At 42.4% G+C, this 26,700-nt stretch carries 25 protein-coding genes and 2 pseudogenes; 16 read left to right on the top strand and 11 right to left on the bottom strand.

The window, feature by feature from the left end; translation table 11 throughout:
- The first annotated feature begins 202 nt into the window (after positions 1-202).
- Together NX845_RS01650 and NX845_RS01645 are read left to right on the top strand one after the other, a co-directional pair.
- Positions 203-1,069, top strand: coding sequence for a DMT family transporter (locus NX845_RS01650; protein WP_102448093.1), 867 nt, complete (start codon positions 203-205; stop codon positions 1,067-1,069).
- Entirely contained in the window at positions 1,063-1,587 is a 525-nt protein-coding gene (locus tag NX845_RS01645; protein ID WP_102448020.1) for a MerR family transcriptional regulator, read from the top strand. The genes NX845_RS01650 and NX845_RS01645 overlap by 7 nt, the downstream gene beginning before the upstream one ends.
- Before the next feature lie 218 nt (positions 1,588-1,805).
- On the opposite strand, the gene NX845_RS01640 is transcribed toward NX845_RS01645, so the two are convergent.
- Positions 1,806-3,617 carry a PLP-dependent transferase gene (locus NX845_RS01640; protein WP_260256434.1) on the bottom strand — a complete coding sequence of 604 codons (1,812 nt, stop codon included), beginning with the start codon at positions 3,615-3,617 and terminating at the stop codon, positions 1,806-1,808.
- A gap of 142 nt (positions 3,618-3,759) precedes the next feature.
- Between NX845_RS01640 and NX845_RS01635 the strand changes: the two genes are divergently transcribed.
- Entirely contained in the window at positions 3,760-4,215 is a 456-nt protein-coding gene (locus NX845_RS01635) for an Lrp/AsnC family transcriptional regulator (RefSeq protein ID WP_017057485.1), read from the top strand.
- 11 nt (positions 4,216-4,226) lie between these two features.
- On the opposite strand, the gene NX845_RS01630 is transcribed toward NX845_RS01635, so the two are convergent.
- Entirely contained in the window at positions 4,227-4,853 is a 627-nt protein-coding gene (locus tag NX845_RS01630; protein WP_102451437.1) for a hypothetical protein, read from the bottom strand.
- Positions 4,854-5,279: 426 nt separating this feature from the next.
- Between NX845_RS01630 and NX845_RS01625 the strand changes: the two genes are divergently transcribed.
- From NX845_RS01625 to folM, 9 genes and pseudogenes are all read left to right on the top strand, one after another.
- Positions 5,280-6,188, top strand: a complete 909-nt coding sequence (locus NX845_RS01625) for a dienelactone hydrolase family protein (RefSeq protein ID WP_260256433.1) — start codon at positions 5,280-5,282, stop codon at positions 6,186-6,188.
- A 308-nt stretch (positions 6,189-6,496) separates the two neighbouring features.
- Positions 6,497-7,300: a MetQ/NlpA family ABC transporter substrate-binding protein gene (locus NX845_RS01620; RefSeq protein WP_260256432.1), complete on the top strand. Its 804-nt coding sequence runs from the start codon at positions 6,497-6,499 to the stop codon at positions 7,298-7,300.
- Between the two features lie 189 nt (positions 7,301-7,489).
- The gene (locus NX845_RS01615) at positions 7,490-8,170 is read left to right on the top strand and encodes a haloacid dehalogenase type II (RefSeq protein ID WP_099166800.1); all 681 of its coding nucleotides are present in this window, start codon (positions 7,490-7,492) and stop codon (positions 8,168-8,170) included.
- Between the two features lie 79 nt (positions 8,171-8,249).
- Positions 8,250-8,342, top strand: a pseudogene (locus NX845_RS01610) (Lrp/AsnC family transcriptional regulator); the annotation flags it as partial.
- Positions 8,343-8,849: 507 nt separating this feature from the next.
- Entirely contained in the window at positions 8,850-10,469 is a 1,620-nt protein-coding gene (locus NX845_RS01605) for an endonuclease (protein WP_260256431.1), read from the top strand.
- A gap of 438 nt (positions 10,470-10,907) precedes the next feature.
- Positions 10,908-11,405, top strand: a complete 498-nt coding sequence (folK, locus tag NX845_RS01600; RefSeq protein WP_260256430.1) for a 2-amino-4-hydroxy-6-hydroxymethyldihydropteridine diphosphokinase — start codon at positions 10,908-10,910, stop codon at positions 11,403-11,405.
- Between the two features lie 157 nt (positions 11,406-11,562).
- Complete coding sequence (gene folX / locus NX845_RS01595) at positions 11,563-11,934, top strand: dihydroneopterin triphosphate 2'-epimerase (RefSeq protein WP_004734786.1); 372 nt, start codon at positions 11,563-11,565, stop codon at positions 11,932-11,934.
- Positions 11,935-11,951: 17 nt separating this feature from the next.
- Positions 11,952-12,590: a GTP cyclohydrolase I FolE gene (folE, locus tag NX845_RS01590; RefSeq protein WP_004734785.1), complete on the top strand. Its 639-nt coding sequence runs from the start codon at positions 11,952-11,954 to the stop codon at positions 12,588-12,590.
- Positions 12,587-13,303: a dihydromonapterin reductase gene (gene folM / locus NX845_RS01585; RefSeq protein ID WP_260256429.1), complete on the top strand. Its 717-nt coding sequence runs from the start codon at positions 12,587-12,589 to the stop codon at positions 13,301-13,303. Before folE ends, folM begins: the two co-directional genes overlap by 4 nt.
- A gap of 158 nt (positions 13,304-13,461) precedes the next feature.
- Here the strand turns inward: folM and NX845_RS01580 are convergent, their stop codons facing one another.
- From NX845_RS01580 to NX845_RS01570, 3 genes are all read right to left on the bottom strand, one after another.
- The gene (locus NX845_RS01580; RefSeq protein ID WP_260256428.1) at positions 13,462-13,830 is read right to left on the bottom strand and encodes a hypothetical protein; all 369 of its coding nucleotides are present in this window, start codon (positions 13,828-13,830) and stop codon (positions 13,462-13,464) included.
- Between the two features lie 15 nt (positions 13,831-13,845).
- Positions 13,846-14,718 carry a patatin-like phospholipase family protein gene (locus NX845_RS01575; RefSeq protein ID WP_017077913.1) on the bottom strand — a complete coding sequence of 291 codons (873 nt, stop codon included), beginning with the start codon at positions 14,716-14,718 and terminating at the stop codon, positions 13,846-13,848.
- Positions 14,719-14,801: 83 nt separating this feature from the next.
- Complete coding sequence (locus tag NX845_RS01570; RefSeq protein WP_004734781.1) at positions 14,802-15,140, bottom strand: hypothetical protein; 339 nt, start codon at positions 15,138-15,140, stop codon at positions 14,802-14,804.
- Between the two features lie 509 nt (positions 15,141-15,649).
- Here NX845_RS01570 and NX845_RS01565 point away from each other — a divergent pair.
- Complete coding sequence (locus NX845_RS01565) at positions 15,650-17,158, top strand: DUF3360 domain-containing protein (RefSeq protein WP_004734780.1); 1,509 nt, start codon at positions 15,650-15,652, stop codon at positions 17,156-17,158.
- A gap of 77 nt (positions 17,159-17,235) precedes the next feature.
- Here the strand turns inward: NX845_RS01565 and NX845_RS01560 are convergent, their stop codons facing one another.
- Both NX845_RS01560 and NX845_RS01555 read right to left on the bottom strand, forming a co-directional pair.
- A complete protein-coding gene (locus NX845_RS01560) occupies positions 17,236-18,084 on the bottom strand; it encodes a hypothetical protein (RefSeq protein WP_260256426.1) in 849 nt (282 codons plus the stop codon).
- Between the two features lie 399 nt (positions 18,085-18,483).
- Positions 18,484-18,621: pseudogene (locus NX845_RS01555) on the bottom strand (alpha/beta hydrolase); the annotation flags it as partial.
- 70 nt (positions 18,622-18,691) lie between these two features.
- Between NX845_RS01555 and NX845_RS01550 the strand changes: the two are divergent.
- Positions 18,692-18,949, top strand: coding sequence for a hypothetical protein (locus tag NX845_RS01550; RefSeq protein WP_017085640.1), 258 nt, complete (start codon positions 18,692-18,694; stop codon positions 18,947-18,949).
- A 60-nt stretch (positions 18,950-19,009) separates the two neighbouring features.
- Positions 19,010-19,132, top strand: coding sequence for a hypothetical protein (locus NX845_RS01545; RefSeq protein WP_258183960.1), 123 nt, complete (start codon positions 19,010-19,012; stop codon positions 19,130-19,132).
- Positions 19,133-19,251: 119 nt separating this feature from the next.
- On the opposite strand, the gene NX845_RS01540 is transcribed toward NX845_RS01545, so the two are convergent.
- The 3 genes from NX845_RS01540 to NX845_RS01530 all read right to left on the bottom strand — a co-directional run bounded on the left by NX845_RS01540 (position 19,252) and on the right by NX845_RS01530 (position 22,993).
- Positions 19,252-20,124 (bottom strand): alpha/beta fold hydrolase, encoded by an 873-nt coding sequence (locus NX845_RS01540; RefSeq protein WP_260256425.1) that lies wholly within the window; start codon positions 20,122-20,124, stop codon positions 19,252-19,254.
- A gap of 278 nt (positions 20,125-20,402) precedes the next feature.
- The gene (locus NX845_RS01535; protein ID WP_132745593.1) at positions 20,403-21,296 is read right to left on the bottom strand and encodes a hypothetical protein; all 894 of its coding nucleotides are present in this window, start codon (positions 21,294-21,296) and stop codon (positions 20,403-20,405) included.
- Complete coding sequence (locus NX845_RS01530; RefSeq protein ID WP_260256424.1) at positions 21,296-22,993, bottom strand: zinc ribbon domain-containing protein; 1,698 nt, start codon at positions 22,991-22,993, stop codon at positions 21,296-21,298. Before NX845_RS01530 ends, NX845_RS01535 begins: the two co-directional genes overlap by 1 nt.
- A 71-nt stretch (positions 22,994-23,064) precedes the next feature.
- Here NX845_RS01530 and NX845_RS01525 point away from each other — a divergent pair, with 71 nt between their 5' ends.
- On the top strand, positions 23,065-24,177 hold the full coding sequence (locus tag NX845_RS01525; RefSeq protein WP_260256423.1) for an N-6 DNA methylase: 1,113 nt from the start codon (positions 23,065-23,067) through the stop codon (positions 24,175-24,177).
- Positions 24,178-24,373: 196 nt separating this feature from the next.
- Here the strand turns inward: NX845_RS01525 and pheT are convergent.
- Positions 24,374-26,700, bottom strand: a 2,327-nt coding sequence (pheT, locus tag NX845_RS01520) for a phenylalanine--tRNA ligase subunit beta (RefSeq protein WP_260256422.1), incomplete at its 5' end; no start/stop codon positions are given.

Raw genomic sequence — 26,700 nt, 5'->3', positions numbered from 1 at the left:
ACATTTGAATAATAGCCACCTCTGTGGCTAATTTCTTTTTCTAGCCGTTGACCACTCATACCACTTGACCTGTCTACAGGTAACGACTTTAGAATGATTAGCCTTATGCTTATCATGACTAAAGAGGCACATTTCGTTGCACCAATTACGAGACTTACAGCAGTCAAAGCTATTTCAGCTCTTCGACCATCTACCATCGACAATGAAAGGGATCACTCTTGCCCTTATATCTACAGCACTGTTTACGATCGTTGGGGTATTTGTTCGACAGCTCAGCACAGACTATGACACCTTTCAGATCCTGTTCTTTCGCCAGTTCATTTTTATGTTGTTGCTCATGCCTGCGATCAGCAAAAATATCGGCGTGCTACTTAAGCCCAACAAAATATCGCTTCACCTACTAAGGATAATGGGCGCATTTACCGCTCTATATTTTGGTTTTATTTCAGTGAGCAATATTCCATTTGCTGACGCAACAGCACTCGGTTTCTTGCAGGTGCTTTTTGTGGCTCTAATCGCTCATTTCGTGTTGGCAGAGCAGATCACCAGCAGTCGAATTTTCACGATTGTGGTTGGATTTATCGGGGTAATGACGGTTGTTCGACCGACCTTTGCTGCAAGCCATAACCTTTATGTTTTATCTGGCGTGATTGCCGCACTAGGCGCGTCGGTAGCGGTAGTGTGTGTTAGGAAAGTGGCACAGAGCGAACCAAAAATAACATTGATGGCATACCAAGCTCTGGCAATTGGTTTGATGACATTAATACCAACCCTTTACTTATGGCGCACGCCAACAGTCGAAGACTTCATGTTATTGCTGTTAGTTGGCCTCATCTCTTCGTTTGCTCAGTATGTTGGTATCTCTGCATATAAATGGGCGCAAGCCAACATCATTGCCAATGTTGAGTATGTAAAGATTATCTATTCACTTATTATTGGCTTAGTTGTCTTTTCTGAAATTCCTGATTTATGGTCAATGACTGGCGCACTGATTATTCTTGCTAGTGCATTGATTCCATTGATTTGGTCTCACTATCAAACCACCAAAGAGGATAGCCCTAAGTGTTGAGCATCAAACAATTTTGTGAACAACTAGCGGTATCTCGAACAACGGTTCTCTACTACGAACGAAAGGGGCTAATCACTCCCGCAGCTAGAACACCTAACGGTTATCGCCAATATGGCGAACGAGAGCTTGAAAGGTTTAGAGCAATACTTGCCTATCGTTCTTATGGTATTCCTGTCAGTGAGATTGAGAGCCTGCTACAGCAATCTCAAGATGAAGACCGAGATACGGTACTAAGACAACAGTTTGCTGCTCTCGATCTAGAAATTCAAAAGTTGCGTCAGCAGCAACAGTCCATTATGGCGTTACTCAAAGAGCCTGAACTTCTTAATCAAGGCCTACTCACCAAAGAGCGTTGGACAGAAATACTTAAAGAGTCAGGAATGGATGAACAGGACATGATCAATTGGCACAAACGCTTTGAGCAGATGGAGCCACTAGGACATCTCAAATTCCTCCAATCTTTAAATATCGATGAAGATGAAATTGAGCAAATAAGGGCGTGGTCACGAAAGCCGTGAGGTGTTGATATAAATTGCCCACATTCCACGAGTTTAAGGCTATTTGGTGATTCATCGACGCATTTTTCTAGGATTTGTTCTAGGTTGGTTTATTGTTATTACCTGAATACCTAAAGGCCTCGAAGTTCGAGGCCTTACGTTTTTCATTTAACGTTTACAGCTACCCTACTTCACTGACTTCTCTGACTTCTCTTGTTAACTTTCCTTACTGACCTAAGTTACTGAGTAAGCTGACTGAACTTCGGCAAGCTCTTCACAAACCTCTGGTGTACATCCATATAGGTTTGCATATAGATTTCATCGATACTTTCACCACTAGGGAAGCTGGATGAGAAGTCTGCGTGTTTGCGGTCAATCGACAATTTGGCGGCCTCGATAATATGAGCGATGAACATTCGAGGATCTTCTAAGCCAATAGAGATACGCATTGTGGTTGGTTTGATGCCGGCTTCATTGAGTGCCTCATCGCTGAGTTCTGAATGCGTGGTCAGTGCTGGGCACAGCGCCACAGTGTTAGTTTGTCCTAGGCTCACTTGCATGCCGATTGCGGGCTCAAGCATGTCGAAGAACTGTTTGAACCCATCACGATTGATTGGCGCACGATTACCGTTACCTTCCATATCGATAGTGAACAGCGCGGCTGGTAACCCCAAGTACATGTTGTTCTGGCAATGCTCATAGTTATCGCTGTCTGGCAAAGCTGGACACGACACATTGATGTCAGGGTGGGCATCGAAGATCTTCGCCAGAGTCAGTGTATTAATCGTTTTTTGCACCACTCGCATCTCATACGTTTTCATGCCATTAAGCACTTCAAACGCTTTATCTGCGTCTAGGAATGCGCCCTTAATGTAGTACACATTCCAAAACAGCGTTTCGTTCCATGGAATGGTGGCCTCATCACCGTTAGGTTTGGTGAAAGTGACCTCCTCTCCTTTTGGAATAAACATGGTCTCGTTGCGGCCAATCACAACTCCAGCGGTTGTGGTGCCAGAACCCGCCAGTTCTTTGGTGTAAGAGTGAATGACATAATCGGGTCTTTCCGCCACATCGTCGCGTTTTAGTACTGGATGCAGCAATGGAGTCCCCACTGTTGAGTCAACAATCACATCCCAACCGCGAGAGTGACCAGCTTTACTGATGCTAGCAACATCCAACACGTATCCATGTGGGTTACATGGTGACTCTAGGTAAACGTAGATTTTTTTACCCGCAGCGAGGCGATCTGCGTATTTATGAGCAACCTCATCAAGGCGCGTCGCAAACTCATCACCGGAGTAACCATCCACCCACTCTACCGCGACATTCAGATTCGAAGGCTTGCCAAACCAATCTTCCAACAGCTGGTAAGAACCGCCATAGATATTACGTGAAGCCAAAACAATGTCTTCATGGCCAAGTAAATGGCTCAACAACCCATCAATAGCCGCCATACCCGAGTTAAAGTTCCATGCGAGGTACTCATTGGCTCTAGAGCCTGCCTCAATATCAACCATGTGATTAGCCAGTGAAATCGATGTTGGATTAAGCAGTCGAGAGTAAATATCGTGCAGCGGCTCTTTACCGTTAAACGCATCTTCAATCCATTCTGTACATGCAAATAAATACGTGGCTGTGCGCGTAATAACCGGGCTTGCCGAGAAGATAGCCGCCACATTATCGAAGATAGGATACGCACCTTTAGACGCAAAATTGCCATTATTGGTGGCAATAGATTGGTAAGTGGCGCGCATTGGGTTTTGCAGGTTGTCGAGGATCTTAGCGATCTGGAATGACAAGAAACGTTTGGCGTTAAACCAAGCGATTCGGTCACTCTTGTCGAGATCTGAAAGCCCATCAACCGTCAATGCCCAAAGATCGTGTGTCTTGGTATTGGCTTTGTACAGTGTCGTCGCCAGTTCGATAAGCGTGACGCCGTAATCACTGTTTGGGTCGATACCAAAATGCTTTGCCTGCTCAATGGCAAGGGCTTCTGCTTGTTCATGTTTGGTTGTTTTACGCAGCGGGCTAAGTTGAGTTGATGTATTCATAATTCCTAAGTCATTCCATGCTTGTTGTTCCTCCTTTAATTTTAGTTTTGTGCAGATGCTAAAAATTGCTATTTGCGAAGTAAGACATACACTTTGAGCAATAATATTGCCAAACTAAATTCAATATTGATGGAATATGCTAATGGATGAGATCGACAAGAAAATACTGGCTGAACTGCAAAGTAACGCCCGCCTGACTAATCAAGAGTTAGCCGATCGCGTGTCGCTATCGCCCTCCCCTTGTTTACGCCGAGTTCGAGCACTAGAGAAACAAGGGATTATTCGCGGCTATCACGCCAGTGTCGACCAAGAAGCATGCGGCTTGCCTGTGAATGTATTTGTGTTGGTGAAACTTGAAAAGCCGACAGAAGAGAACATGCGAGACTTTGAGCAGCACATTGAAGTGATTGACGAGGTGTTAGAGTGCTTTCTGATGACGGGCAATCACGACTACCTATTGCATGTAGTCAGTGAATCACTCAAAAGCTACGAGCAGTTCATCCGCAAACAGTTAACCCGCCTGCCCAATATCGCTTCTATTGAATCCAGCTTCGCCTTCGGTCAGGTAAAAACAAAGACCAAGCTGCCTGTGAGGTAATTAGAAACGACTTAATTTAGCTGTGCTGATGGCATTGGATAGTCATCTCCAATCATACAGATAAGTGCGCCACCAAAAGCTTTGTCGTAACGTACTTTTCCTATCGCATCAGAGCTTTTTATACTCGAACTACCGTCCACAATCTGATTAATTTCTTGTGCGACTTTTGTTGGCACCAACCAGATACAAGCCGCAACAGAGCAAATGGATGATGACGATTCACAACCTGTCTCGGTGCTTCCTCGTGCCCACTGGCTATCCTTTTCCTTAAGCAGTAATTGCGTTGCTATATAATCCGGGTGGTCGATGTACTGATCACCACCTATCCATGTATCGTCATAAGGTAGGTATGGTCCTTTCCATGTTGATAAGCCCGGATTTTCGATTAAGTGATTGATGTTTAAGTAGCCGAAGTTCGTGTCGGTATCGGAAGTGATGGGAGGCAAAGAACCATTATCACGAGAATATTGCTCAGCAGCATCCAAAACAATATTAAGCTGCCCGATTAGAAATTTTGCCTCGTCGACACGGGACATACGGTTCCCGAACTGGTTGTAGATAAAAAAAGCGGCAATGAGCATGAGTAAACTAAACGCGGCAAGTTTCCATTTTTTTATCTGACGCAAAAGTTTCAACATCTATTTTTATCTCTCATAAAGAAGGTTCTGATAACGCTAAGGCTGCTCTTATAGGAAAGATTATACCAGAGTAAAATCAAGCGTTTTGCATTGAAACGTACTTGTCCATATCTGTGGTAAATAGGCTTAACTCTTAAATGCCCAATTTAAAGCTAGAACCTCCCCCCAATAAGAAATTCAAATATCGAATAGTCAAAACCACCCTATTTCACTGACTTAACCCTCAAATCAACCTTGTATTGAATTGCTCCGTAAAACAAACCTAAGACATGGGAATCGATTCCGAAGTGATCGTTTTATCTGACTGTCATCTAATTTTTGTACTTTGATATAACAAATAGCCTAAAAGATATTGAGCGATCGTTCAAATATGTTGAAATTTCCACTATAGTTGATTGGTCAAACAACTCACAACAAGGAAAAGTTATGAATCAAAGTACCGAATCTCAATCAGATCCGACTCGATCTATCCCTCAAGAAGCATTTGATTGGTACGACGAATATGCGCACGGCCTGATTGATCGCAGAGAGTTTATGGCTCGTCTATCCGGGCTAGCTGTACTTGGCTTAACTATGACGACGCTAACTTCTGCACTGATCCCTAATTATGCGCAGGCAGAGCAAGTCTCTTTCAATGATCCTTCCATCAAAGCAACCTACGAGAAGTTTCCTTCGCCTAAAGGACACGGAGAAGGCTATGGCTACTTGGTGGTACCAAAAGAGTTAGAGGGTAATGCGCCTGTTGTCTTGGTCATTCATGAAAATAGAGGCTTAAATCCATACGTAAAGGATGTGGCAAGACGACTCGCGGCCGCGGGGTTTATTGCGTTTGCACCTGATGCACTCTATTCGCTTGGTGGGTATCCAGGTAATGATGATGAAGGCCGAGCAATGCAAAAATCATTATCCAGAGAGAAAATCGAAGAAGACTTTATCGCCGCTGCAAACTTTTTGAAATCTCATGAAAAAAGTAACGGTAAGCTAGGCGCAGTCGGATTTTGCTTCGGTGGCTATATCGTGAATATGTTGGCGGCGGTAATGCCAGAACAACTGGATGCGGGCGTTCCGTTTTATGGTACTCCTGCCGCACCCGATTTAAGAAAGAATGTTAAAGGGCCATTGCTCATCCAATTTGCGAGAATCGACAAACGTGTGAATGCAACTTGGCCAGAGTATGAAGCTGAACTCAAAGAGATTGAGGCAGACTACACCGCTTACATCTATGACGGTGTGAATCATGGCTTCCATAACGATTCAACAGGTCGATATGCTGAAGAAGAAGCTGAGTTAGCGTGGGCACGTACACTTGAGTTCTTTAATCAAAAGCTTTCTTAATAGGAAAGATTACCGAACCCGTTTTCTTTAAGTTCCAAGTTACTACCCTATACCTTATTCAACAAAACCCAAAAGGCCTCTTTACGTGCGAGGCCTTTGTTTTCTTAACGCTATATGGGCTTGCCCTACAGATAGGTTTGGGGTCGTCGACATTCTGATATGAATTAAACCTGACTCTTAATATCAATCTAACCTATTAATATCAATCTAAATTTGCTTCTAACAAACCTATTGACCCGCTCTTATAAACAGATAATATAGACATCTAGACACCCAAACGTCTTTTTGATCAATTAAATGGAGTTATCATGAACAGCTACAAAAAAATCACAGCATCCCTGTTGGCATTAGCTTTCGTATTCGGTGTAACAGGATGTGGAAAAAAAGACGAGGCTGTCATCAAGATTGGGGCGACAGTTGGCCCACATGCACAAGTTGTACAGGCAGTCGCTAAAGAAGCAGCAAAGCAAGGGATTAACATTGAGCTAGTTGAATTCTCAGACTACATCACCCCTAACGCAGCATTAGATGATGGAAGTATCCAACTGAACAGTTACCAGCATCAGCCATTCCTCGATAACTTTAATGCCAATCACGATAGCCAGTTAGTTTCTATCGGACGTTCAATTTTGATGCGTATGGGCGTTTACTCGAACAAGTACACTTCGCTTGACTCTATCCCCGATAACGCTCGAATCGCGATTCCAAACGACCCAACGAATGGCGGGCGTGGACTGTTACTACTTGAAGATGCCGGGCTGATTTCTTTAAAAGACAACGCTGGTTTCAACGCATCTTTAAACGATATTGTTAGCAACCCGAAGAACATTCGATTTGTTGAAGTGGATGCCGCGCAGCTACCCCGCTCTCTTGACGATGTAGATGCTGCTGCAATCACCATGAACTATGTAATGTCGGCTGGACTCGATCCTAAGAAACAAGGCATTTACTTAGAGCAAAAAGACGCACCTTTAGCTGTGATGGTTGTAGCGGCGCGAGAAGAAGACAAAAATAACGAAACGTATAAAAAGATCATCTCAATTTACCACTCACAAGAGATTAGTGACTTTTTAGACAGCACTTTCAAAGGCACCATCGAAGCCGCAAATTAAGCTAAAGATTTGGCGTTGCCTGATACTTATGAAGCAACGCCAGACCTGAGTTGACGGGTTGTCGCTGACGCATTCCAGCCCCTTTTCAAATTAGAGAGTAAAGCATAAATTACTTAAATCGAAGTTGAAAACCGTATCGTCAGAGCAGATTATGTAAGCATGAAATTCAATTAAATCTGGGTTCTTCGCATGAAAAAAGAAGTGATACTGTTTGATATAAATGAAACGGTTTTAAATTTGGGGTCATTACAGCCTAAATTTAAAGCAGTATTTGGCAGCGAGGATGCACTATCGCTTTGGTTCTCAAAGCTTTTACACTCTTCAACGGTTTGCATCGCAACAAACGTACAGTCTACTTTTTCTGAATTAGCGAATGCAGCGCTCGACGCTATTGCACAGCGATACAAGTGTGATTTAACGGCGGAAAGCAAAGATGCCTTGTTAACTTCCTTTGCCAATCTACCACCGCACACTGATATCAAAGAGTCTTTACTTAAACTACGTGAGAACGGGTTTAAAACCGTCGCTTTTTCCAACTCATCCCTCAATCTCATCACTTCTCAAATCAAGAACTCGGGCTTAGAAGATTATTTCGACACCGTCATTTCTGTTGAAGAAACAGGCAGTTTCAAACCCAATTCAGATGTGTATAAATTTGCAGCCGAAACCTTACAAGAGCCCGTCGAAAACCTTCGTCTTGTCGCTACTCATGATTGGGACACTCATGGTGCGCTATCCGCTGGCTTACAAGCAGCCTATGTAGACCGTACAGGCGTTGAGTATCATTCCTTGTATTTGAAGCCGGAGATTAGCTCAAAGACGATGAATGGTGTGGTGGAACAGATCATTAAGCACAATTTAGAAAGGTAAAACCTCAAGAGACTTTTGCTACTCCCGCTCGATACAAACAAAAAGGCCTCGCACACCCGAGGCCTTAATTCTATCTACAGAGCAATTAACTCGCCTGCCCAATATTGCCTCTATTGAATCCAGCTTAGCCTTCGGTCTGGTAAAAACTAAGACCAAGCTTCCCGTGAGATAAATGTGTGACGCTGTTGTTTGGGTTTATGGTGCGATAGAGGCTGATCTTCAATCACACTTACGCTCGAACATGCCCCCCCATAAGCCATTGAACAAAATACAAATAAAAGGAAGTTTTTGACTGATAACGAGCCTTGAATCGGAAGCAATATGTACTTGCACGGTTTTCAACTGGAAATCAGAACCAAACTGAATTGTGCGCATAATTTTCAGTTGGTTAGGTAAGGGCTGGATCGAACTTTAGTAGAGGTTACATTTACTATAGGCAGGGCTTGTGAATAAGTGCTTATTTTGGGTTCATCGCGGCTTTCCCCTGAAAGCCGAGATGAACTTTTTTCAATAATCTAGCGTGTGAAAGCATTAGACAGGTCGATATCACATTGCTTTACATCACATATATTAATAAAAGTAATGTTACTTACATTTATAAATGTGATGTTTATCTCCATTCATCTTTTGATTACTTTCTAAGCTTAGTTGGTTTTTATCCAATTAAACAGAAGGTTATATGATAAATAGAATAATAACACTAAGTGGCGTTGCATTACTTTGTTCAGCGAGTGCGCATGCGCAAATGCAAAATGGAAGTTTCGAAAACTGGGAAGGAAACGTACCATCTGGATGGAGTGTGATTGACTCCGGCATTGCACTTTCGCCCTCTACCGACCCTGTCAATAACGGCAGTTTCTCTGCGCAAGTAACCGTGAATACAGGCACTCAAAGTAATACTGATTTTCTGCAAACGATAAGTGTTGAACAAGGGAAAACTTATGATTTCTCTGTCGATGTTTATCACACTGAAGGTAACGTGAGAGCTCGCCTTTTTGTTGATGGCTATTTAGGCTACTCGAATAATGGTTTAACGAATCAGTGGCAAGCATTGACTCACTCGTACAGCGCTACGAGCACTAAAGATATCGTTGTGGGCATACGATTTTATGATGATGCAGGTTTTGATGGTTCGGAAGTGGTGTATTTAGATAACTTTCAGCCTACGGAGACTCCACCAACACAAAGCTGCAATGACACAAGTGCCGCACTCACGCTAGTGACGGATAACTATGGTTCTGAAACCAGTTGGTCTCTCAAAAACTCAGTTTCTCAAACTCTTTATTCTGGTTCAGACTATCAAAGTAACACCAACAATGAAGTGGGAATGTGTTTAGCAGATGGTAGCTACACCCTAGAAGTCTCAGACTCTTATGGAGATGGAATGTGCTGCAGTGTGGGGAATGGTTCATACAGTTTGTCGGTAAACGGGACCGTTGTGGCATCTGGTGGTGATTTCCAAGCAAGTCAGAGTACAGAATTTACGATTGGTGGCTCAACGACTACACCACCAACTGAACCACCAGTGTTAGGTGAGTATTACAAAGACGCTGAAGGCAAAGTGGGCTTTGCGTTAAAAACGGCCTTATATCAAATTATTGATAATCATAGTAGTCAGGGTTACACCGCTATTTGGACATTAGTGTCTGACGCTGACCTAGACGCATACTATGACACTGATGGGTCGATTCTCGATATGTATTCGGAGAAACCTTCAGGCTCAGATTCAATCCAATTTACTAAGGTGGCCGATCAATGTGGTCAATACAGCAAAGAAGGTGATTGCTACAACCGTGAGCACTCATTCCCGAAAAGCTGGTTTGGTGGGAAAGTCGAGCCAATGAACTCTGACGGTCACCATTTATTTGCCACTGACGGCTACGTTAACTCGAAACGTAGTAATTGGCCATTTGGTGAGGTGAGTAGCGCGACATACACATCAAGCAATGGTTCTAAGTTAGGCAGTGCAGCAAATTCTCTTGGTTATGCAGGTACGGTGTTTGAGCCAATTGATGAGTTTAAAGGTGATTTCGCAAGAGCATATTTCTACATGGCAACACGCTATGAAAATGAAATCGCTAATTGGGAAGGAAACTCTACAAGCTCGGATGCCGTTCTGGATGGAACCAATACAACCGTTTTTGAACCTTGGCTACTTACTATGCTAAAGCGTTGGCATTCTGAAGATCCAGTAAGCCAAAAAGAAATCGACCGAAATAAGGCGGTACATGATTTCCAAGGGAATCGTAATCCGTTTATTGACCATCCAGAGTTTGTAAGCCAAATCTGGGGGAATTAATCGGAATATAACCACCATGACAATGGTTTCATGATTCTTGAATTGAGCCCAATCCTTTGTTTGGGCTTTTTTATTGATAGGCATTAGAGAGCATGACTTAAAATATGTGAAAAAGCATATTGTCATGAAGGTCCGTATACTTGTCAGTGATCGGCACCATCAATACTGGACGCTACGTTAAGCGACTTTCCATACCTATAGTTATTCATGACAGATCATATTCAATTTTTCCCACACACATTTTTGTCCAATACCTTCATCGGCTGAGTTTTTACTCGTGGCACTTTCTAGCTCACAGGTGCCTTTTTGTCGGGCTCAAAACGGGCAAAACTTGTAACAGAACCGTATTTTTCTTTTGCCGTCCTGTCATTAAAAGGACGCATAGCTGATCTTCATAGCAAGTCGGACGTATAGGCTGTTTAAAAGGGGGGAAAGACTATGGCCACCGTCTATGTCAGCATCGGAAGCAACATTAACCGCGAACATCACGTCACAGAATCTCTCAAAGCATTGCATGACCGCTTTGCGCCCCTACACATTTCTAAATTCTACGATTGCGAGCCTGTCGGTTTTAAAGGGGATAACTTCTTAAACCTAGTCGTTGGGTTCGAATGTGACCTCCCAGTCGCAGAGCTGGTTAAAGTTCTACATCAAATTGAATCAGAGAACGATCGCAAGCGTCAGACCAAAGCCTATGCTTCACGGACGATGGATATCGACATCCTTCTTTACGGTAATCAAGTCGGCATTATCGATGGCGTAGAGCTGCCTAGAGGCGAAATCACCGAATACGCTTTTGTGCTCAGGCCTTTAGTCGATGTTGCCGCGCAAGAACGTCACCCCACTCTAGACATCTCGTTTCATAAGCTCTGGGAAAGCTTCGACCAATTGAGCCAGAAAACCAAACCCATCCCTTTCAATATCAGTTTCACCTAGCCTTTACATGACTGAAAAAAGAACGGCTGCAACAGGAACAATTGAGAAAGGAACAACGGCTAAAGGAACAACTGAACTCTTAATCGCGTGAGCTTTACTGATCTTTTCTTAAAACAAGCACGTACCTGACTTTACTCTCTAAGGATTGGACACTGTTATGAATCACAACGCCATTATCACCATTACAAATCTCAGACTAAGAACCTTCATCGGCTTCAACGAAGAAGAAAAGTCTAAGCAGCAAGACATCGTTATCAATGCAGAGATCCACTACCCCGCTAACAACCTTTGCCTCTCAGATGATGTGGAGAACGCACTCAACTACAAAAACATCTGCAAGAAGATCATTCAACATGTCGAATCCGGAAGATTTCTGCTTTTAGAAAAGTTAACCAGCGACGTACTCGGCATTTGTATCGATCATCCATGGGTACGATACGCTCAAGTGAGAATTGATAAGCCTCATGCCCTACGTTTTGCCGACTCCGTTTCACTCACGCTTAGCTATGAAGCAGAGCTCGAAAATTAACTCATAAGGAGAGAGTCATGCTGAATACAGAAGCCGAAAAAGTAAGAGAAGCTTTGCTCGCAAAAGGACTTGAAACCCCAATGACACCGAGCGAAATGAATCCCAACCAGAAGTACAACCGCATCAAAGGACTTTTGACGGAAGTGGTCAGTACGCTTGGACTGGATTTAACCGATGACAGCCTTGCTGAAACACCTCATCGCATTGCAAAAATGTACGTTCACGAGATCTTTTCAGGGCTCGATTACGATAACTTTCCAAAAATCAGCGTTATAGAAAACAAAATGTCGGTTGATGAAATGGTCAAGGTGTCGAACATAGATTTAACGTCGACGTGCGAACATCACTTCATTACCATCGATGGTTTAGCAGAAGTGGCCTATATCCCTGAAAACAAGATTCTTGGGCTGTCTAAAATCAACCGTATTGTTCGATTTTTTGCTCAGCGTCCTCAAGTGCAAGAACGCCTTACTCAGCAAATCCTGGTCGCGATACAGACTCTAGTCGAAACAGAAAATGTGGCCGTGACAATTAAAGCCACTCACTACTGCGTTAAATCCAGAGGCGTCATGGATGCAAACTCTGAAACTTCAACGACCGCGCTCGGTGGTATTTTCAAAACTAACCCTCAAACCAGAGCTGAGTTTTTACGATGAGTGAAACGATACTAATAACCGGCGTGGGAAAGCGACTCGGATTCGCACTGGCGCAGCATCTTTTAGCAGATGGATACAAAGTGGTTGGCACTTACCGCAGCGACTATCCTCAACTGCAACTGTTGCGCGACAGTGGAGCCGACTTGCAGCAAGTAGACTTTTATCAACAAAGCAGCCTAGAGGGCTTTCTTGATTATGTTGGTCAAGAATATAAGACACTTCGAGCCGTCATACACAACGCTTCAGACTGGAAGCCTGAGAACAAGACAAACCCCAGTGACAATGCATCACAAATCATGCACCAGATGATGACGATTCACGCCACCGTACCTTATCTGTTCAATTTAACGCTCAAAGACCAACTGATGTCTGGCGATAAAACGTCAGACATCATCCACATCAGTGATTACGTTGCTGAAAAAGGCAGTAAGAAACACATTGCTTACGCGGCCAGTAAAGCTGCGCTCAACAACTTAACGCTATCGTTTTCAGCAATGCTGGCTCCCAAGGTGAAAGTAAATACCCTCTCTCCAGCCATGATTAAGTTCAATGAACATGACGATGAGGCATACAAAACTAAAGCGCTGAAGAAAGCTCTGATCCCCACAGAAGCGGGCTTTGAGGAAATAATAGATGGCATCAAGTTTGTGTTGGCCAGTCACTACATGACAGGAAGAACCTTACACCTTGATGGCGGCAGACATTTGAAGTGAAGTCCATATCTTGTGGGCTTACGTCAACATAGAAACTCAAAAGACTAGCGACTGCTGTTACCAATAAACCGCTAGAAGCTAGAAGCTAGAAGCTAGAAGCTAGAAGCTAGAAGCTAGAAGCTAGAAGCTAGAAGCTAGAAGCTAGAAGCTACTATGACCTAAAAACTGCTAAAAGAGTGAGGAAAGCGTTTTTCTTCGTCCCAGCCGGATAACTCAATATTGGTCAATGACTTGCGCTTCTCGTTACACAGTGAAGCGATATTGATGATAGGCAGTTGGCTGCGAAACTGCGCGATAAGTATGACCTTTTTACTTTCACTCAGGCTGTTTCGACATTGCGCTAAAACAGCTTCAGTATCGAGTTGATGTGCGTTCTCGATAATCTGGATATCAGTATTCTCTTGATAGCAATCTATCAGCCAAGATACCGCAGGCTCTTCTAAACTGGTGAGCACGATGACATCTTTTGTTGCCATAAGCTCGTGGAGTTCAAGCTCTTTTAGTTCAGTTTCCATAAATATCCTCATTCAGCTGAAAATACATTAAAGCCGGTTACCCAGTTTAGCCTGTGCCAAATGGTAACCTCTGTCTATCATCTCTTGTGAGCGATCAAACTCTAAGGTGCCACAAGCATTACGTGGGATCTCAAGCGTAATATCGGCGGGATAAGCGGCCAGTTTCTGGCGAGCAATGGTCGATTGCATCGCATCAAACGCTTGGTTGGCAATGTCGTAAGCGGCAAAATTGAAGCTCATTTTACTTTTTACACTGCTACCGAGATTATCGATAAAGTGAACAACCTTCTCATGCAGGTTACTCTCTTTTGTTGGTAGGGAAACCGGTATCACTTCCTGTTGAAGCATCTCAGGTTCACCACCTAAGTTCACAGCCAGAGTAAAGTCTGTCTTATCACTAAAGGTAGGCGCAATCGGTACAGGATTGAGCACTCCTCCATCAATCAGCACTTCACCATTAATGACATGTGGAGTGAAGAACAGTGGCAAAGAGATGGAGGCGCGAATGGCATCAAACAGCGAACCAGATTGCAGCCAAACCTCTTTTTCTTCGGCGACGTTGGCAGCAACTGCGGTATAAGGGATAGGCAGATCTTCAATTGAAATCTCGCCGATCAGCCCACGCAGCGTGTCGATGATCTTGTCCCCTTTGAAGATACCACTCGATTGCCACGAAAAGTCCAACATCATAGCCATATCCGATTGGTCGATACTGGTAACCCACTCTTCAAATTCATCCAACTTGCCCGCCGCGTAGACACCACCGATAAGTGCGCCAATTGAACAGCCAGAGATGGATTTTATCTGATAGCCATGCTCGATTAACCAACGGATGATTCCAACATGAACCAAGCCTCTTGCGCCACCACTGCCAAGTACCAATGAGACCGTTTTTGCCATCGTCTTAATCCTTTAGTTTTTAATTCTAGGGGAGCTAACTCGCCGATTTACCAATTCGCAGATCTCAACTCACTGAGTCACTCTCAGTCCATACGGGTAATGAAGGTTTGCTCGTCATCCACAAAAGCCACATAGTCGCCGTGATAGATAAACACCCGACCACGCCCTTCCACTATACACGCTAGCTGTGGGTTCAAATCTTCTTCAAGATTTTCACTTTGATACGTGCCGGTATCGGTGATCACACCGCGGAGTTTAGGCAAAAATCCATAGCTACGCTTGGCTTGATCAATCAGGCTCAATTCACTGGTGGTAGAGAAGTAAGCTGGGATGGGACCAGCATCTTCGATAAACATCGGTTTCAGTTCTTCAAAAGCTGTAATCACCAGCCAGTCGATGCCGTTTACGTGATGGATAAACATTGTTTATAAATACCTAGTTTCTCGATAATTCTGATGCGGAGATTCTAACACTATCAGGGGCCAAACGTAGGAGAAATTGAGCTACTAGAGGCAATCCCTACCCCTGCTTATTACCCAATATATCCAACATAAAACTGGACCAGATGTCACTATCAAATCACATCAAGAACGCAACCAAGCATGCAACCAAACGTAAGTTGTTGGACTTTTTTCTGGGCCTTTAGAGTCGAACCATTTGTTGTTGAAAGTGACTTTGTTATTCCTGACATTAAGAGCCTACCAATAAACAGACACATACTATCTACAGGGTCTAATACTAGTCGTCCGACTCTACGACTAATGTCTAACCGACTGAGTCTATTTGTTTTTTTTGGTTTGGTATAAGGTACTAACAACTAAATGTTAATGAATCTTTAATTATAAGTTGACGCATTGTTTACACTTCATGCCGTGAGTCAACAACGTTTGTTGGAATAACACACCTCAGAGTGTGAACGAAAGGAATCAAAATGAGCACTACTTTAGAGTCCGCACATATACAAACAGAGAAGCCTCAAGCCAATGAGGATGAACTCACCTATGAACAACAACATAAACCAAGATCGGAATTTGATTCCCGAGAACAGTATCTAGAACACGAATTGCAAATCATGTCGCCTAAGCGCTGGCGTCCAAATTTGCCGTTTAAAGATTATCGATTTGAGATAGAAGACACCATCCCAGCGATGGCGGCGACCATTGGTAAAGTAGTTATGGTGGGCGCTATTGCAGCCACCTTTGCTGGAGCTCTCGGATTAAATGAAGACTTCATTCTAGAAAACGTTCGTTATGAACTCCTCATCGCCTCTGTTTTCATTATTATTTTCTCTGGCTTCCTGTTGCCGACCGCGAACCTCGCAGGTACACACGGTCCACTCATCCCGTTAATTCCAATTGTGGTTGCAGCAGGTGGACACCCTATGGCCTTTGGGTTGCTGATTGGCGCTTTTGGCCTCATCTTAGCCATCAGTAAAGGTGGCAGCATGTTGGCCAACCTCACCAGTAAAGGCGTATGTGGCGGCTTATTGCTCTACCTTGGCTTTGTTGGAACCGCTTCTCAAGTGAAAAAGCTGTTCGCTTGGGCTGAGGGAATTGGCATGAGCCACATTGCTTTTGTCGTGATCTTTTGCACCATTATTTTGTACGCGCTATTGGAACACTTCCGTAAACGTTGGTTAGCCGTCCCTCTTAGCTGCTTGCTAGGCGGTACGATTGCATTTGCCATGGGTGCCCCATTCGCTTTCCACACTGAGCCAGGCTTACCTAACATGAACCCTATGTATTGGTGGGGAGAAGATACAGGTTGGATGTTAGGCCTACCAACGATTGAGCACTTCATGGTGGTATTGCCGTTTGCAATTTTGGCTGTCGCTATGTGGTCTCCAGATTTCTTAGGGCATCAAGTATTCCAAAAGATCAGCTACCCAGAGCGTACCGAAAAAGTACACATGAACATCGACGACACCATGACCACGGCTTCAATTCGTCAAACGTTCGGTTCTCTACTTGGCGGTACTAACTTTACGTCCTCATGGGGTACTTACATCGTACCGGCGGCGATTGCTAAACGCCCTATTCCTGCTGGCGCGCTGCTCACGGCTCTGTTCTGTATCATCGCCGCAGTTTGGGGTTACCCGATGGATTTAGCTATCTGGCAACCTGTACTGTGTGTGGCGCTGATTGTTGGGGTATTTGTTCCGTTGCTAGAAGCTGGCATGGAAATGACGCGTGAAGGAAAAACCACACAGTCGGCCGCTATTGTTGTGTTCTCTTCAGCGCTCGTTAACCCTGCATTTGGCTGGGCTCTCACCATGCTGTTGGATAACTTAGGCTTAGTCGGTTGTAAAGAACGCAGTAGTGAACTGAGTAAAATGAGCCGTTGGGTGTTGCCTGGAACTATGTTTATTGTGCTAAGTGGTGTGATGGCGTTGGTTGGCCTTCTACCGGGGATTCCAGCGATTATCCCGAGCTTTCGTTAAGCTCGATTAATATTGAGTTTCAGTCGGACCACAAAAAGGCCTCGCACATGCGAGGCCTTAGTTCATTAAAGATATATTTACTTCGACATAACATCACACTTGGTTTCATCTAAACCAAGCCCTTTTGCAGTTAACTCACATTGCTCTTTAATGTCTGTTATCTGGTTCTCCCACTGCTGATCAAAAGATGGAAGTGAATTACTGTTGATAGTTGCGAAATACTGATCGCGCATTAATAAAAAGTTTGACCTAATAGCCTGTTGATCAGCATAGATCTTAACAGCCTTAGTGAGCAGCTTTACGATATCTTTCGGGTCGTATGCTATTGACTGTCGTCCATCCTTATCAGCCCCACCGAGAGTAATTTGATACAAGATGTCATAGTAATCACGCTGAATACGATGCACTTGTTTCTGATATCTATCGTAACTGGCTTCTTTTACGGCCTTGTTTAACTTATCAATATTATCTTCCGTAAATTCATTAAGTATTTCAAAGGTATTGTTTTTTATTATTTCAGATTTGTCCTTCTGCGATTGCGCAATAATTAAGTATGAAAGCTCATTGAGGCGCAATGCCCTGCTCAATGCTAATTGTTTTGCTTGCGGTGAAATAACAAAGTTGATGATATCGTCCGCATTAGGCTTGGTGTCGGCGTACACTTCTTTAATATCAGTGACCTGTTTCACTTGAAAATCGGACATAAGTGTTGAGTTAGTTAGTACGTCTCCTTGTACAAATTTAGGTAGAGGCCTTGGAGCACACCCGATAACGGTATCTAGGGCTCTCGCGCCTAACGTAAGTTCGTTGCTAAAAACTTCAGTAAGTTGGTCGTTGTAAGGTTGGCACCAAGATTTGTCTGCAACTTCGTTTGTAGACACACATCCAGCGAGTAATAAAACGATTAGTGTTAGATACTTATACATAAGAAATCTCTTTATCTGACGTTGAGTTTAAAGCCTCCCCACATGATGAAAGGTGCTGTTAAAGTTATTTTTATCAGTAAAGAGGTCATTACAGGTTAGATTAGCCATTTACAGACAAGTGTGACACCTGTTGTATATTTAATGATGAAGATAGAAATATTTCGTATGTTAGGTGCTTGGTTTGTGTGAAGCACACAACACTCCCCTCAAAAGAAGTTAAACGATCTCTTTAGATTTACGATCGAGGGGGAGAACATTCTTTGCCGCTGAACATATAGCAGCACATGTAGCGCTCGGTATTTAGTTCCTCCCCCTTTCCCATTACCAACAAGAGATTGGAGATGTAAACCAAGGGGAGGTTAGGAGGGGATTATCAGCCGATTCTCACGTACAACCGCCCTACTTCACTGACTTCACCGCTTTCATCAACGTTGTATTGAACTGGCCTGATTGCTCAAGCATTGGGAAGTGACCTTAGTCTTCAATGTAATAAATGCTGTAATCCTTGCTCTGTTTCTTGTTCGCTCCTAAATCCGTCAACCTCAAAATTTCTTGCTAAAAAGGTAGAAAAGTTTATAGTATTTTTTAGATAGAGTTGAGAATCGATATGTCATTACAGAAAAAACAATCCAAAGTATCACTGAACATCAAAATCTCATCAGACTTAGATGTTCGTCTTAAACGAGCGAGAAAAGCAGCGCGTGAACAGGGCTTAATGTTCAACGTATCTCAAGAAGTTGAAAAGTTTCTTGAGAAGGAAATAAAGAAAGTGGAACGCCAGCTATCAATCGATGAAGAGATTAAGAATAACCTCGAGGATCTTGGTGGGCTTAATATAGATAAAATGATGAAATCAATGGATTAATCAAAACACTAACATATTGATTAAACTGAATTTAAAAAATGACAAAGCGTGGAGATGATTATGGGCACAATAATTGGATTGTTAATTTTGGCTGGTATCAGTGTATTCCTAAAGCGTCAAACGGGGCTTCATTTGCATGAGTGGATTGCAAAAAAATATAAAGAATCTCAAGACAAAAAATAATGGACTCTATCAGATTGACAGGCTCCATCGATTTAACTTAAAAAACTAAGGCCTCGCACACGCGAGGCCTAGTTTTATCTATCACCGATTACATCCATCTTTTAACAACTACAACCACCCTACCTCACTGACTTAACCGCTTTCATCAACGTTGCATTGAACTGCTGTGGTTGCTCTAGCATTGGGAAGTGGCCTGAGTCTTCAATGTAGTAAATGCTGTAATCCTTGATGTGTTTCTTGTTCGCTTCTGAATCCGTTGGCCATAGGCGAGCGTTAACCAATATTACTGGCACGTTCACTTTCTCATACACGCGGTGTGCTTCGCCTGTGACGTATTGGCCTAGATAGTGGCGGAACTGGTTTATCGCGATAGCTGGCGGTGCTGAGGCCATGTCTTGCGTTACCCAATAAAGTAAATCCGCGTCTACGTCTTTTGGTAGCGAGTCTTTCACGAACATAGTAATGCCCGCTTGGAAGTCTGCTTCAAATGGTTTGGTCATTGCATCTAGGTCGCTTTGTGAAACCGCTAGTGCAACGTTTTGCGATGTGTCTACACCAATAATGCCCTTCACTCTTTTCGGCATCAGTTTAGCGGCTTCTGCAATCACACCACCTGCCATGGAATGGCCGACTAAGATGACGGATTCGAGTTGTTCTTTCTCGATTACGGCTTTGATGTCTTCAGCGAATGCGACCATGGTGTAATCTTCACGGTTGAACGACGAGTTACCGTGCCCTGCTAAGTCCATGGTTATCACGTGGTACTGCTTTGAAAACTCACTCACTTGGTTTTGCCAAAGCCTGCTGTCTAAGCTCCAACCGTGAATGAAGATTAGCGCAGTATCCCCGCTCCAACTTTTGCCATACGCAATTTGCTCACCATCGTGAGATATCGCGATAGCGTACTTAACCGTTGAGTCATGAGCCATGACATTGATGCTACCAAGTGCCATGAATACTAAGAGTGTGATGTTTAAAATTAAACGTTTCATAATGTCTCTCTACTTACTTTGGAGGGAACGCAGAAAGCGCCCCTCTCTATCAATGTAGTCACTATAAAGTGTGAAGTTGTAGACGGGTCAAGAACATTAAACTGATAGATGGGAGCGAATCATTGAGTAGGTAACATAACAACAGGAACGTGTCGAAATTTGTAGTTTTAAAAGCAGACTCTGGTAATAACAAAACCATTATCAAAGTCTTCGACAAAAGATTATTCAAAGGCTCTAATAAATATACTTATTGAGCCTCTTAGCATTATAGATAAAGTCTATCTTTGGCCATTGCGGTAGCGTAAGTTGTGAACATTTCGAAACTCGTTATAACACTCCAGTCTCAAACCTCTGCTGTCCAATGGAGAAAACACATTAAAATATTTATCAAAATATTTTGCATCACTTCTCAAGTCGCCTTTCCAATCATAAATATTAATAGTTCGATTCAAAAATTCGCGAAACAAAGTGTCGTTGAGTTCTTTTACTAAAGTATCACAGGCCTTTGCCGCTTCTTGTACTACACTGAGCTCAAGTTTAATTGGCTTTTCTAGATATTCATGGTACTTGTCTAGACCTAAAGATAGAGCGTTATTTGACCCAAACAACCCTGACCTATGAACAACGCAATGTCTTAACTGACCTATAAAATCAAAGTCTGAAAATGCAGTTGCTAATTCGGGGTTTTGTTTTAGATTAAGTAAGCTAACACCAGTAACACTCTTTACCGTTTCTTTAATGTTGTACGCAGAGTGAAATGAGCAGTCCTCCATTAATGCTTCGGGTAAAAGTTGTTTATCATGGTGAATTGCAGCCCCATATGTCACAGGTCGTGAATAGCTTTTTGTCTTAGATTCATCATCGATAAGAAGTAACTTTCTCAGAAGACAACGAACATAACTTTCAACTGAAGATATAAAACCAAGAATAAGAAGGTTCGATAATTTAGCCCATTCTTCATTACTTTGAGATGCCAAAGATATATAATTACCAGTTGCAGGCTCTAATACAAAACACCCTAGTAATTTTTTATATGACAGCATATTACTTTCATATATATCAATTGGCGACTTAGTTGGTTCTTGATACGACAGGTCAAATAGAGACTGAGATCGTATAGTAGTAGTGCTTCTTGTTCCTGATAATGTGAACTTAAATTCTTTTTTAGCCATTAGTATAGAAACTCATTTGTCCATGCATTAATCTTATTAACAATCTTCTCTGCATATTTTGGCCCGACCTGCTTGACTTTTTTTAACTCTCTAATCGTATCATCAGATATAAGTACATCTTCAATTGTTTTGAATTTTGATATACTAATAACTTTCAGCTGAAAGTCAGTAAAAGGTAACTCAGACAACTCTTTACTCATGCATTCTTTAAATATTGAACCGTCAACTAATTCACTACCGCATATATGACAAAATTTTTGTCCATCTGCGATTCTAGCAGTTCCACAATTAGGGCATTCCGGCAAATCAATTTTAATTTCAGATATTAATTGTTCTGGAATAATCCGGTTGAATTTTCTTCGTATCGGATGTTTTTCAGAGGGGCTAGACAATACAGTTACTAATTGGACTACATTAAATCCTCTACTTTTTATCAAAGCCTTTTCTTTAATCAAAAGAGCTAAATGTGGGACAAAACGTCTCAGTTTTCTCTCTTGCCCATGTGAAACCATTGACATTTCAAATAGAAGGCCAGCTTCAACTAAGAACTTAATCATTCTCTCAGCTTTTTCATCAATATCTTCTATTCCGACTATTATGTTTTTTCGATAGCCGTCACCTTTTTTTTCATAGCTATCGTAATTAAATTCTTTAACAGCATTTATCAAGCTAAATAAAAAACGATGTCCCACATTGATAAAACTTCCATATTGTTTGATTTTTTCAGCAATAGATAAATATTCTTGAATAATATTATCGCATCTCGACTGTATAACTGAATTTATACGCTGTTGCTGAGTTTTACTATCCGAATCAACGTATGATCTTATCAAAGAGATATATGCTCTTGGGATTCCAAATGATGCATACATCAACAAATTTAAAACTTTCTCATCTATATTGACATGCTCTCTGAATCTTTTGTCAATAATGGTATTCATAAATGAGATATAGTCTTTATCTTGAACATCCATCCAAATAGAAACTTGTTCAGCATCCTGACCAACATGAAATCTAGGGCCGTACTGTGTTGTACCTGGGTAGACCGAAGCCTTAGGAGAAATTTTCACCGACTTAATACTGCGAAAAATATCAAAAAATTCAACCATATAATCGCGAGTCAACGTCAACGCAGCATCATCGAGCAATAGAATAGCTCTTTTTCTACCTTTCTCGTCTAATGCTCGATGAATTAAACCTTGTGTTAAAGATATATTGATTGTTGATATGATCTCATCATAACTTTCATTATATATATTTCTCTCCATATCTTTTATGAAGTTAAATAGATTATCCTTACTTAAACATTCTTTATTGTACTCAACGTCAAAGTTATCTATAACATCATACGAGATTTTGCAAAGAACCCATGCATGAAAAATATCTAAAGCGTTAGATTTATTATGAAGATATGTTTCCAATCTCAAGTAATGATTAAACGTTACATATATAGGCAGTGGTAGCTTCTCATTACTAATACATGTGTTGTATGCACAACGCATTTGGTGTGTTTTTCCTGTACCTCTAGGGCCAGTAATTAACTTAGCTCCAACTTGAATCAATTTTTTTTGAATATGCTGGAAGTGCTCACTATTTGCAGTCCAGTCAAGCAATTGCTCATTTGTTAAGTAATCCGCTCTTTCTTCATACTCACTACTATCGAAAAAAGATAAATCTATTTCTAGCTGGTCTGTCATAGGAGTAATTCCTTTACATTTATAATCAATATTGTAAAATAATCTGTCGTTTCATAAGGTTATCATAGAAAGTGGTTGAATTAAATCAATACTATACATCAGAAGCCACTAGCTTTTTACTAGCATCAATGCTTGACGTCGAGCATGTTAAGTCCTGTTTAGAGTTAAGTGCTGGTGAGGGTGCACTCATCGAGCCAATCAAAGAGCTCAATCAGGCGGTCTATTTTACTACCGTAGATCTAGACATACAAAACACCGACAAGTTGAGAGAAAAGTACCCAGAAGACATTCACATATGTAGTGATGCTCTCGATTTAAATTTGAACATCAATGCTAATTCTTTTGACTTGGCAGTTTGTAATCCTCCATTTGCTTATACAACTCTGAGCGAAAACTATAAATCAATATTAGGGGATGATTTTACCTCTATATTTAAAGATAGTTCAAAGATTAGAACAGAAATATTATTCATTCTAAGAAATCTATTCTTCCTAAAACAAGGAGCAACATTAGCTGTTATTGTTCCTGACTTTATTTTCTCTTCACATACGCTTTCTAAATTTAGAAAGGTTCTTTTCTCTAAGTATGATTTATATCAAATAATTGAATGTGAACATAAGAGCTTTAAGAAAACAGAAGCAAAGACATATATTTTATTCATAAAGAAAGCTAAGCCAAACAATTTAAATAGTAATATTCCCTGTTTAATACTTTCTTCAAGTAAGACTAGACGAAAAACCGTACCTATTAGCTCAACTTTTAACAACTTAAATTTAAAAGAAAAACACGGTTACCATATATTTAGAGGTTCTAATAGTAGTAAAGAATGTCGATTATCAGGAAAGCCATTTCATCACAACTATGCACATGTAGAAGATCTTTCAAACATATCTTACTCACCTCATAATGATATAGAAAGTAGATTCAAATATGCTTTCAAAGACGACATTTTGATTCATCGCGTGGGTCGAAATGTAGGAAGAACTGTATTTTTAGATTCTGAGTCAGTTCTCATAAGTGATTGTATTATCGTACTAAGGTTTGAAGATATGGATCTTAGGGAAAGGTTTATCACTCATTGGGCTTCAAAAAAGGAAGAATGGGTGTTGAACAACCAGAAGGGAACATGCGCCAAAAGCATATCGATAAGCAGTCTTAAAGACTTTATATTCTCCTTGGGTTAGTTATTCGTCCTATTAGCTCACCTTTACTTCCTCGATAGATCCAACGTGGTAATACTGAACTGTTTGATGTTTTCCAATTCATTAAATACTAGCCTCACCAGAGCACCTACCTATACCAAATTTCAAGTTTTTACCCTGCAGTACAAAAAAGGCCTCGCAATGCGAGGCCTTTGGTTTTTCTATCTATCAGAAGAGATTAGTCGCGAAGTGCTGCGCCGAATTTCTCTGAGATTGAAGCTACGATAGCATCTACTGAACCAGCGATGTCTGCATCTTCAAGTGTGCGCTCTACAGACTGTAGGCTAAGTGCGATAGCTAGGCTCTTCTTACCTTCTTCAACGCCTTGACCAACGTATACGTCGAACAGTTTAGCGCCTGTTAGGAATTCGCCACCCGCTGCGATACACGCTTCTACGATGTCGCCAGAAGCGACTGCTTCGTCAACAACAACGGCGATATCACGACGGTTTGCAGGGAACTTAGATACGGCTACTGCTTCTGGAAGCACGCGAGTGTTGATAGCTGCCCATTCGATTTCGAATACGATAGTGCGGCCGTTAAGACCAAACTTGCGCTCTAGTTCTGGGTGAACAGTACCAATGATACCCACTTCTTTGCCGTTAGCCATAATCGTAGCCGATTGACCTGGGTGAAGTGCTGGGTTGCGCTCTTTTGCTTCAGAAGAAAGAGATTTGAAGCTGTATGCGATTTCGTTTGCAGAAAGCTCAAGAACGGCTTCTAGGTCACCTTTAAGATCGAAGAAATCTACAGTGTTAGTTGCAATGTCCCAGTGCTCTTCGCCACGAGTACCAGAGATAACGCCCGCAAGCATCATTTCTTGGCGCATGCCGTTTTCAGCTGTTGCTTCAGGGATGAAACGTAGGCCTGATTCGAATAGACGAACGCGAGACTGTTGACGTTTCTGGTTGTGAACAACTGTGTTTAGAAGACCTTGGATTAGGCCAAGACGCATTGCTGACATATCCGCAGAGATTGGGAATGGCAGGATTAGCGGCTCAACACCAGGTACAACAAGTTTTTGCTGTTCTGGTTCTACGAAGCTGTATGTGATTGCTTCGTGGTAGCCACGGTCTACAAGAAGGTCACGAACGCGCTTAAGCGGTTGGTTAGCTTCTTTGTGGTCATTCATTTTAAGTGCCGCTTTAGGCGCTTGATTTGGAATGTTATCGTAACCGTAGATACGACCTACTTCTTCAATTAGGTCTTGCTCGATTGCGATATCGAAACGCCAAGATGGAGACGTTGCCGTCCAACCAGCATCAGTGCTCTCGCTCTCTTCAACAACAGTAACGTCACAACCTAGGCGAGTAAGAATTTCCACTACGTCTGTAGATGGGATTTCGTGACCTAGTAGGCTGTCTAGCTTAGCGCGACGTAGAGCAACTACGTTTGCTTTAGGAAGATCAGCTTCAGATTCGCTGCCGTTTACTGGCGCAACTTCACCACCACAGATTTCAACTAGAAGCTGTGTTGCACGCTCCATTGCTGCTGCTTGAAGTGTTGAATCAACACCACGTTCGAAACGTAGAGAAGAATCAGTGTGAAGGCCGTAAGCACGTGCGCGACCACGGATGTGATCCGGTGCGAAGAATGCCGCTTCAAGAAGAACGTCAGTTGTTTCAGTAGTAACACCAGAATCTTGACCGCCAAAGATACCAGCGATTGCTAGTGCTTTGTTTTGGTCAGCGATAACAAGTGTGTTGCTGTTTAGTTCAGCTTCGTTGCCATCTAGAAGTGTTAGCTTTTCGCCCTGCTCTGCTAGACGAACCACGATACCGCCTTCGATCTTAGCTAGATCAAATGCGTGCATTGGTTGGCCTTGCTCTAGCATCACGTAGTTTGTGATGTCTACAACTGGGTCGATTGAACGGATACCACAACGGCGCAGTTTTTCTTGCATCCAGATTGGAGATTCCGCTTTCACGTCTACGTTCTTAACCACACGGCCAAGGTAACGTGGACAAGCATCAGTTGCTTTGATTTCAACAGATACTGTGTCTTCAATGCTTGTTGCAACAGCTTCAACTGCTGGCTCTGTAACGTCTGCGCGGTTTAGTACGCCAACTTCACGAGCAAGGCCACGGATGCTGAAGCAGTCTGCGCGGTTTGCTGTTAGGTCTACGTCGATAGTTACGTCGTTAAGCTCAAGAAGCTCACGTACGTCCATACCTAGCGTTGTGCCTTCAGGCAGCTCAAGGATGCCGTCTGACTCTACGTCGATACCTAGCTCAGAGAAAGAACAAAGCATGCCGTGCGATGGAACGCCACGTAGTTTTGCTTTCTTGATTTTGAAGTCACCAGGAAGTACTGCACCAACTGTTGCTACTGCTACAGTTAGGCCAAGACGACAGTTAGATGCACCACAAACGATATCTAGCAGCTCTTCTTCGCCGATATCAATTTTAGTTACTTGTAGTTTGTCTGCGTCTGGGTGCTGACCGCACTCAACCACTTTACCTACTTTAACGCCGGTGAAAACACCCGCAACAGGTTCTACATCGT

Origin of the sequence: Vibrio sp. NC2 (genome assembly GCF_025195005.1) — a bacterium.
In the GTDB taxonomy this organism is placed as follows: Bacteria; Pseudomonadota; Gammaproteobacteria; order Enterobacterales; family Vibrionaceae; genus Vibrio; species Vibrio splendidus.
This window is presented reverse-complemented; position numbering and strand designations above follow the sequence as displayed.

Coding starts and splice junctions, on each gene's coding strand:
- NX845_RS01650 (WP_102448093.1), top strand. CDS start 203: ATGAAAGGGATCACTCTTGCCCTTATATCTACAGCACTGTTTACGATC.
- NX845_RS01640 (WP_260256434.1), bottom strand. CDS start 3,617: ATGAATACATCAACTCAACTTAGCCCGCTGCGTAAAACAACCAAACAT.
- NX845_RS01635 (WP_017057485.1), top strand. CDS start 3,760: ATGGATGAGATCGACAAGAAAATACTGGCTGAACTGCAAAGTAACGCC.
- NX845_RS01630 (WP_102451437.1), bottom strand. CDS start 4,853: ATGTTGAAACTTTTGCGTCAGATAAAAAAATGGAAACTTGCCGCGTTT.
- NX845_RS01625 (WP_260256433.1), top strand. CDS start 5,280: ATGAATCAAAGTACCGAATCTCAATCAGATCCGACTCGATCTATCCCT.
- NX845_RS01620 (WP_260256432.1), top strand. CDS start 6,497: ATGAACAGCTACAAAAAAATCACAGCATCCCTGTTGGCATTAGCTTTC.
- NX845_RS01615 (WP_099166800.1), top strand. CDS start 7,490: ATGAAAAAAGAAGTGATACTGTTTGATATAAATGAAACGGTTTTAAAT.
- NX845_RS01605 (WP_260256431.1), top strand. CDS start 8,850: ATGATAAATAGAATAATAACACTAAGTGGCGTTGCATTACTTTGTTCA.
- folK (WP_260256430.1), top strand. CDS start 10,908: ATGGCCACCGTCTATGTCAGCATCGGAAGCAACATTAACCGCGAACAT.
- folX (WP_004734786.1), top strand. CDS start 11,563: ATGAATCACAACGCCATTATCACCATTACAAATCTCAGACTAAGAACC.
- folE (WP_004734785.1), top strand. CDS start 11,952: ATGCTGAATACAGAAGCCGAAAAAGTAAGAGAAGCTTTGCTCGCAAAA.
- folM (WP_260256429.1), top strand. CDS start 12,587: ATGAGTGAAACGATACTAATAACCGGCGTGGGAAAGCGACTCGGATTC.
- NX845_RS01580 (WP_260256428.1), bottom strand. CDS start 13,830: ATGAGGATATTTATGGAAACTGAACTAAAAGAGCTTGAACTCCACGAG.
- NX845_RS01575 (WP_017077913.1), bottom strand. CDS start 14,718: ATGGCAAAAACGGTCTCATTGGTACTTGGCAGTGGTGGCGCAAGAGGC.
- NX845_RS01570 (WP_004734781.1), bottom strand. CDS start 15,140: ATGTTTATCCATCACGTAAACGGCATCGACTGGCTGGTGATTACAGCT.
- NX845_RS01565 (WP_004734780.1), top strand. CDS start 15,650: ATGAGCACTACTTTAGAGTCCGCACATATACAAACAGAGAAGCCTCAA.
- NX845_RS01560 (WP_260256426.1), bottom strand. CDS start 18,084: ATGTATAAGTATCTAACACTAATCGTTTTATTACTCGCTGGATGTGTG.
- NX845_RS01550 (WP_017085640.1), top strand. CDS start 18,692: ATGTCATTACAGAAAAAACAATCCAAAGTATCACTGAACATCAAAATC.
- NX845_RS01545 (WP_258183960.1), top strand. CDS start 19,010: ATGGGCACAATAATTGGATTGTTAATTTTGGCTGGTATCAGTGTATTC.
- NX845_RS01540 (WP_260256425.1), bottom strand. CDS start 20,124: ATGAAACGTTTAATTTTAAACATCACACTCTTAGTATTCATGGCACTT.
- NX845_RS01535 (WP_132745593.1), bottom strand. CDS start 21,296: ATGGCTAAAAAAGAATTTAAGTTCACATTATCAGGAACAAGAAGCACT.
- NX845_RS01530 (WP_260256424.1), bottom strand. CDS start 22,993: ATGACAGACCAGCTAGAAATAGATTTATCTTTTTTCGATAGTAGTGAG.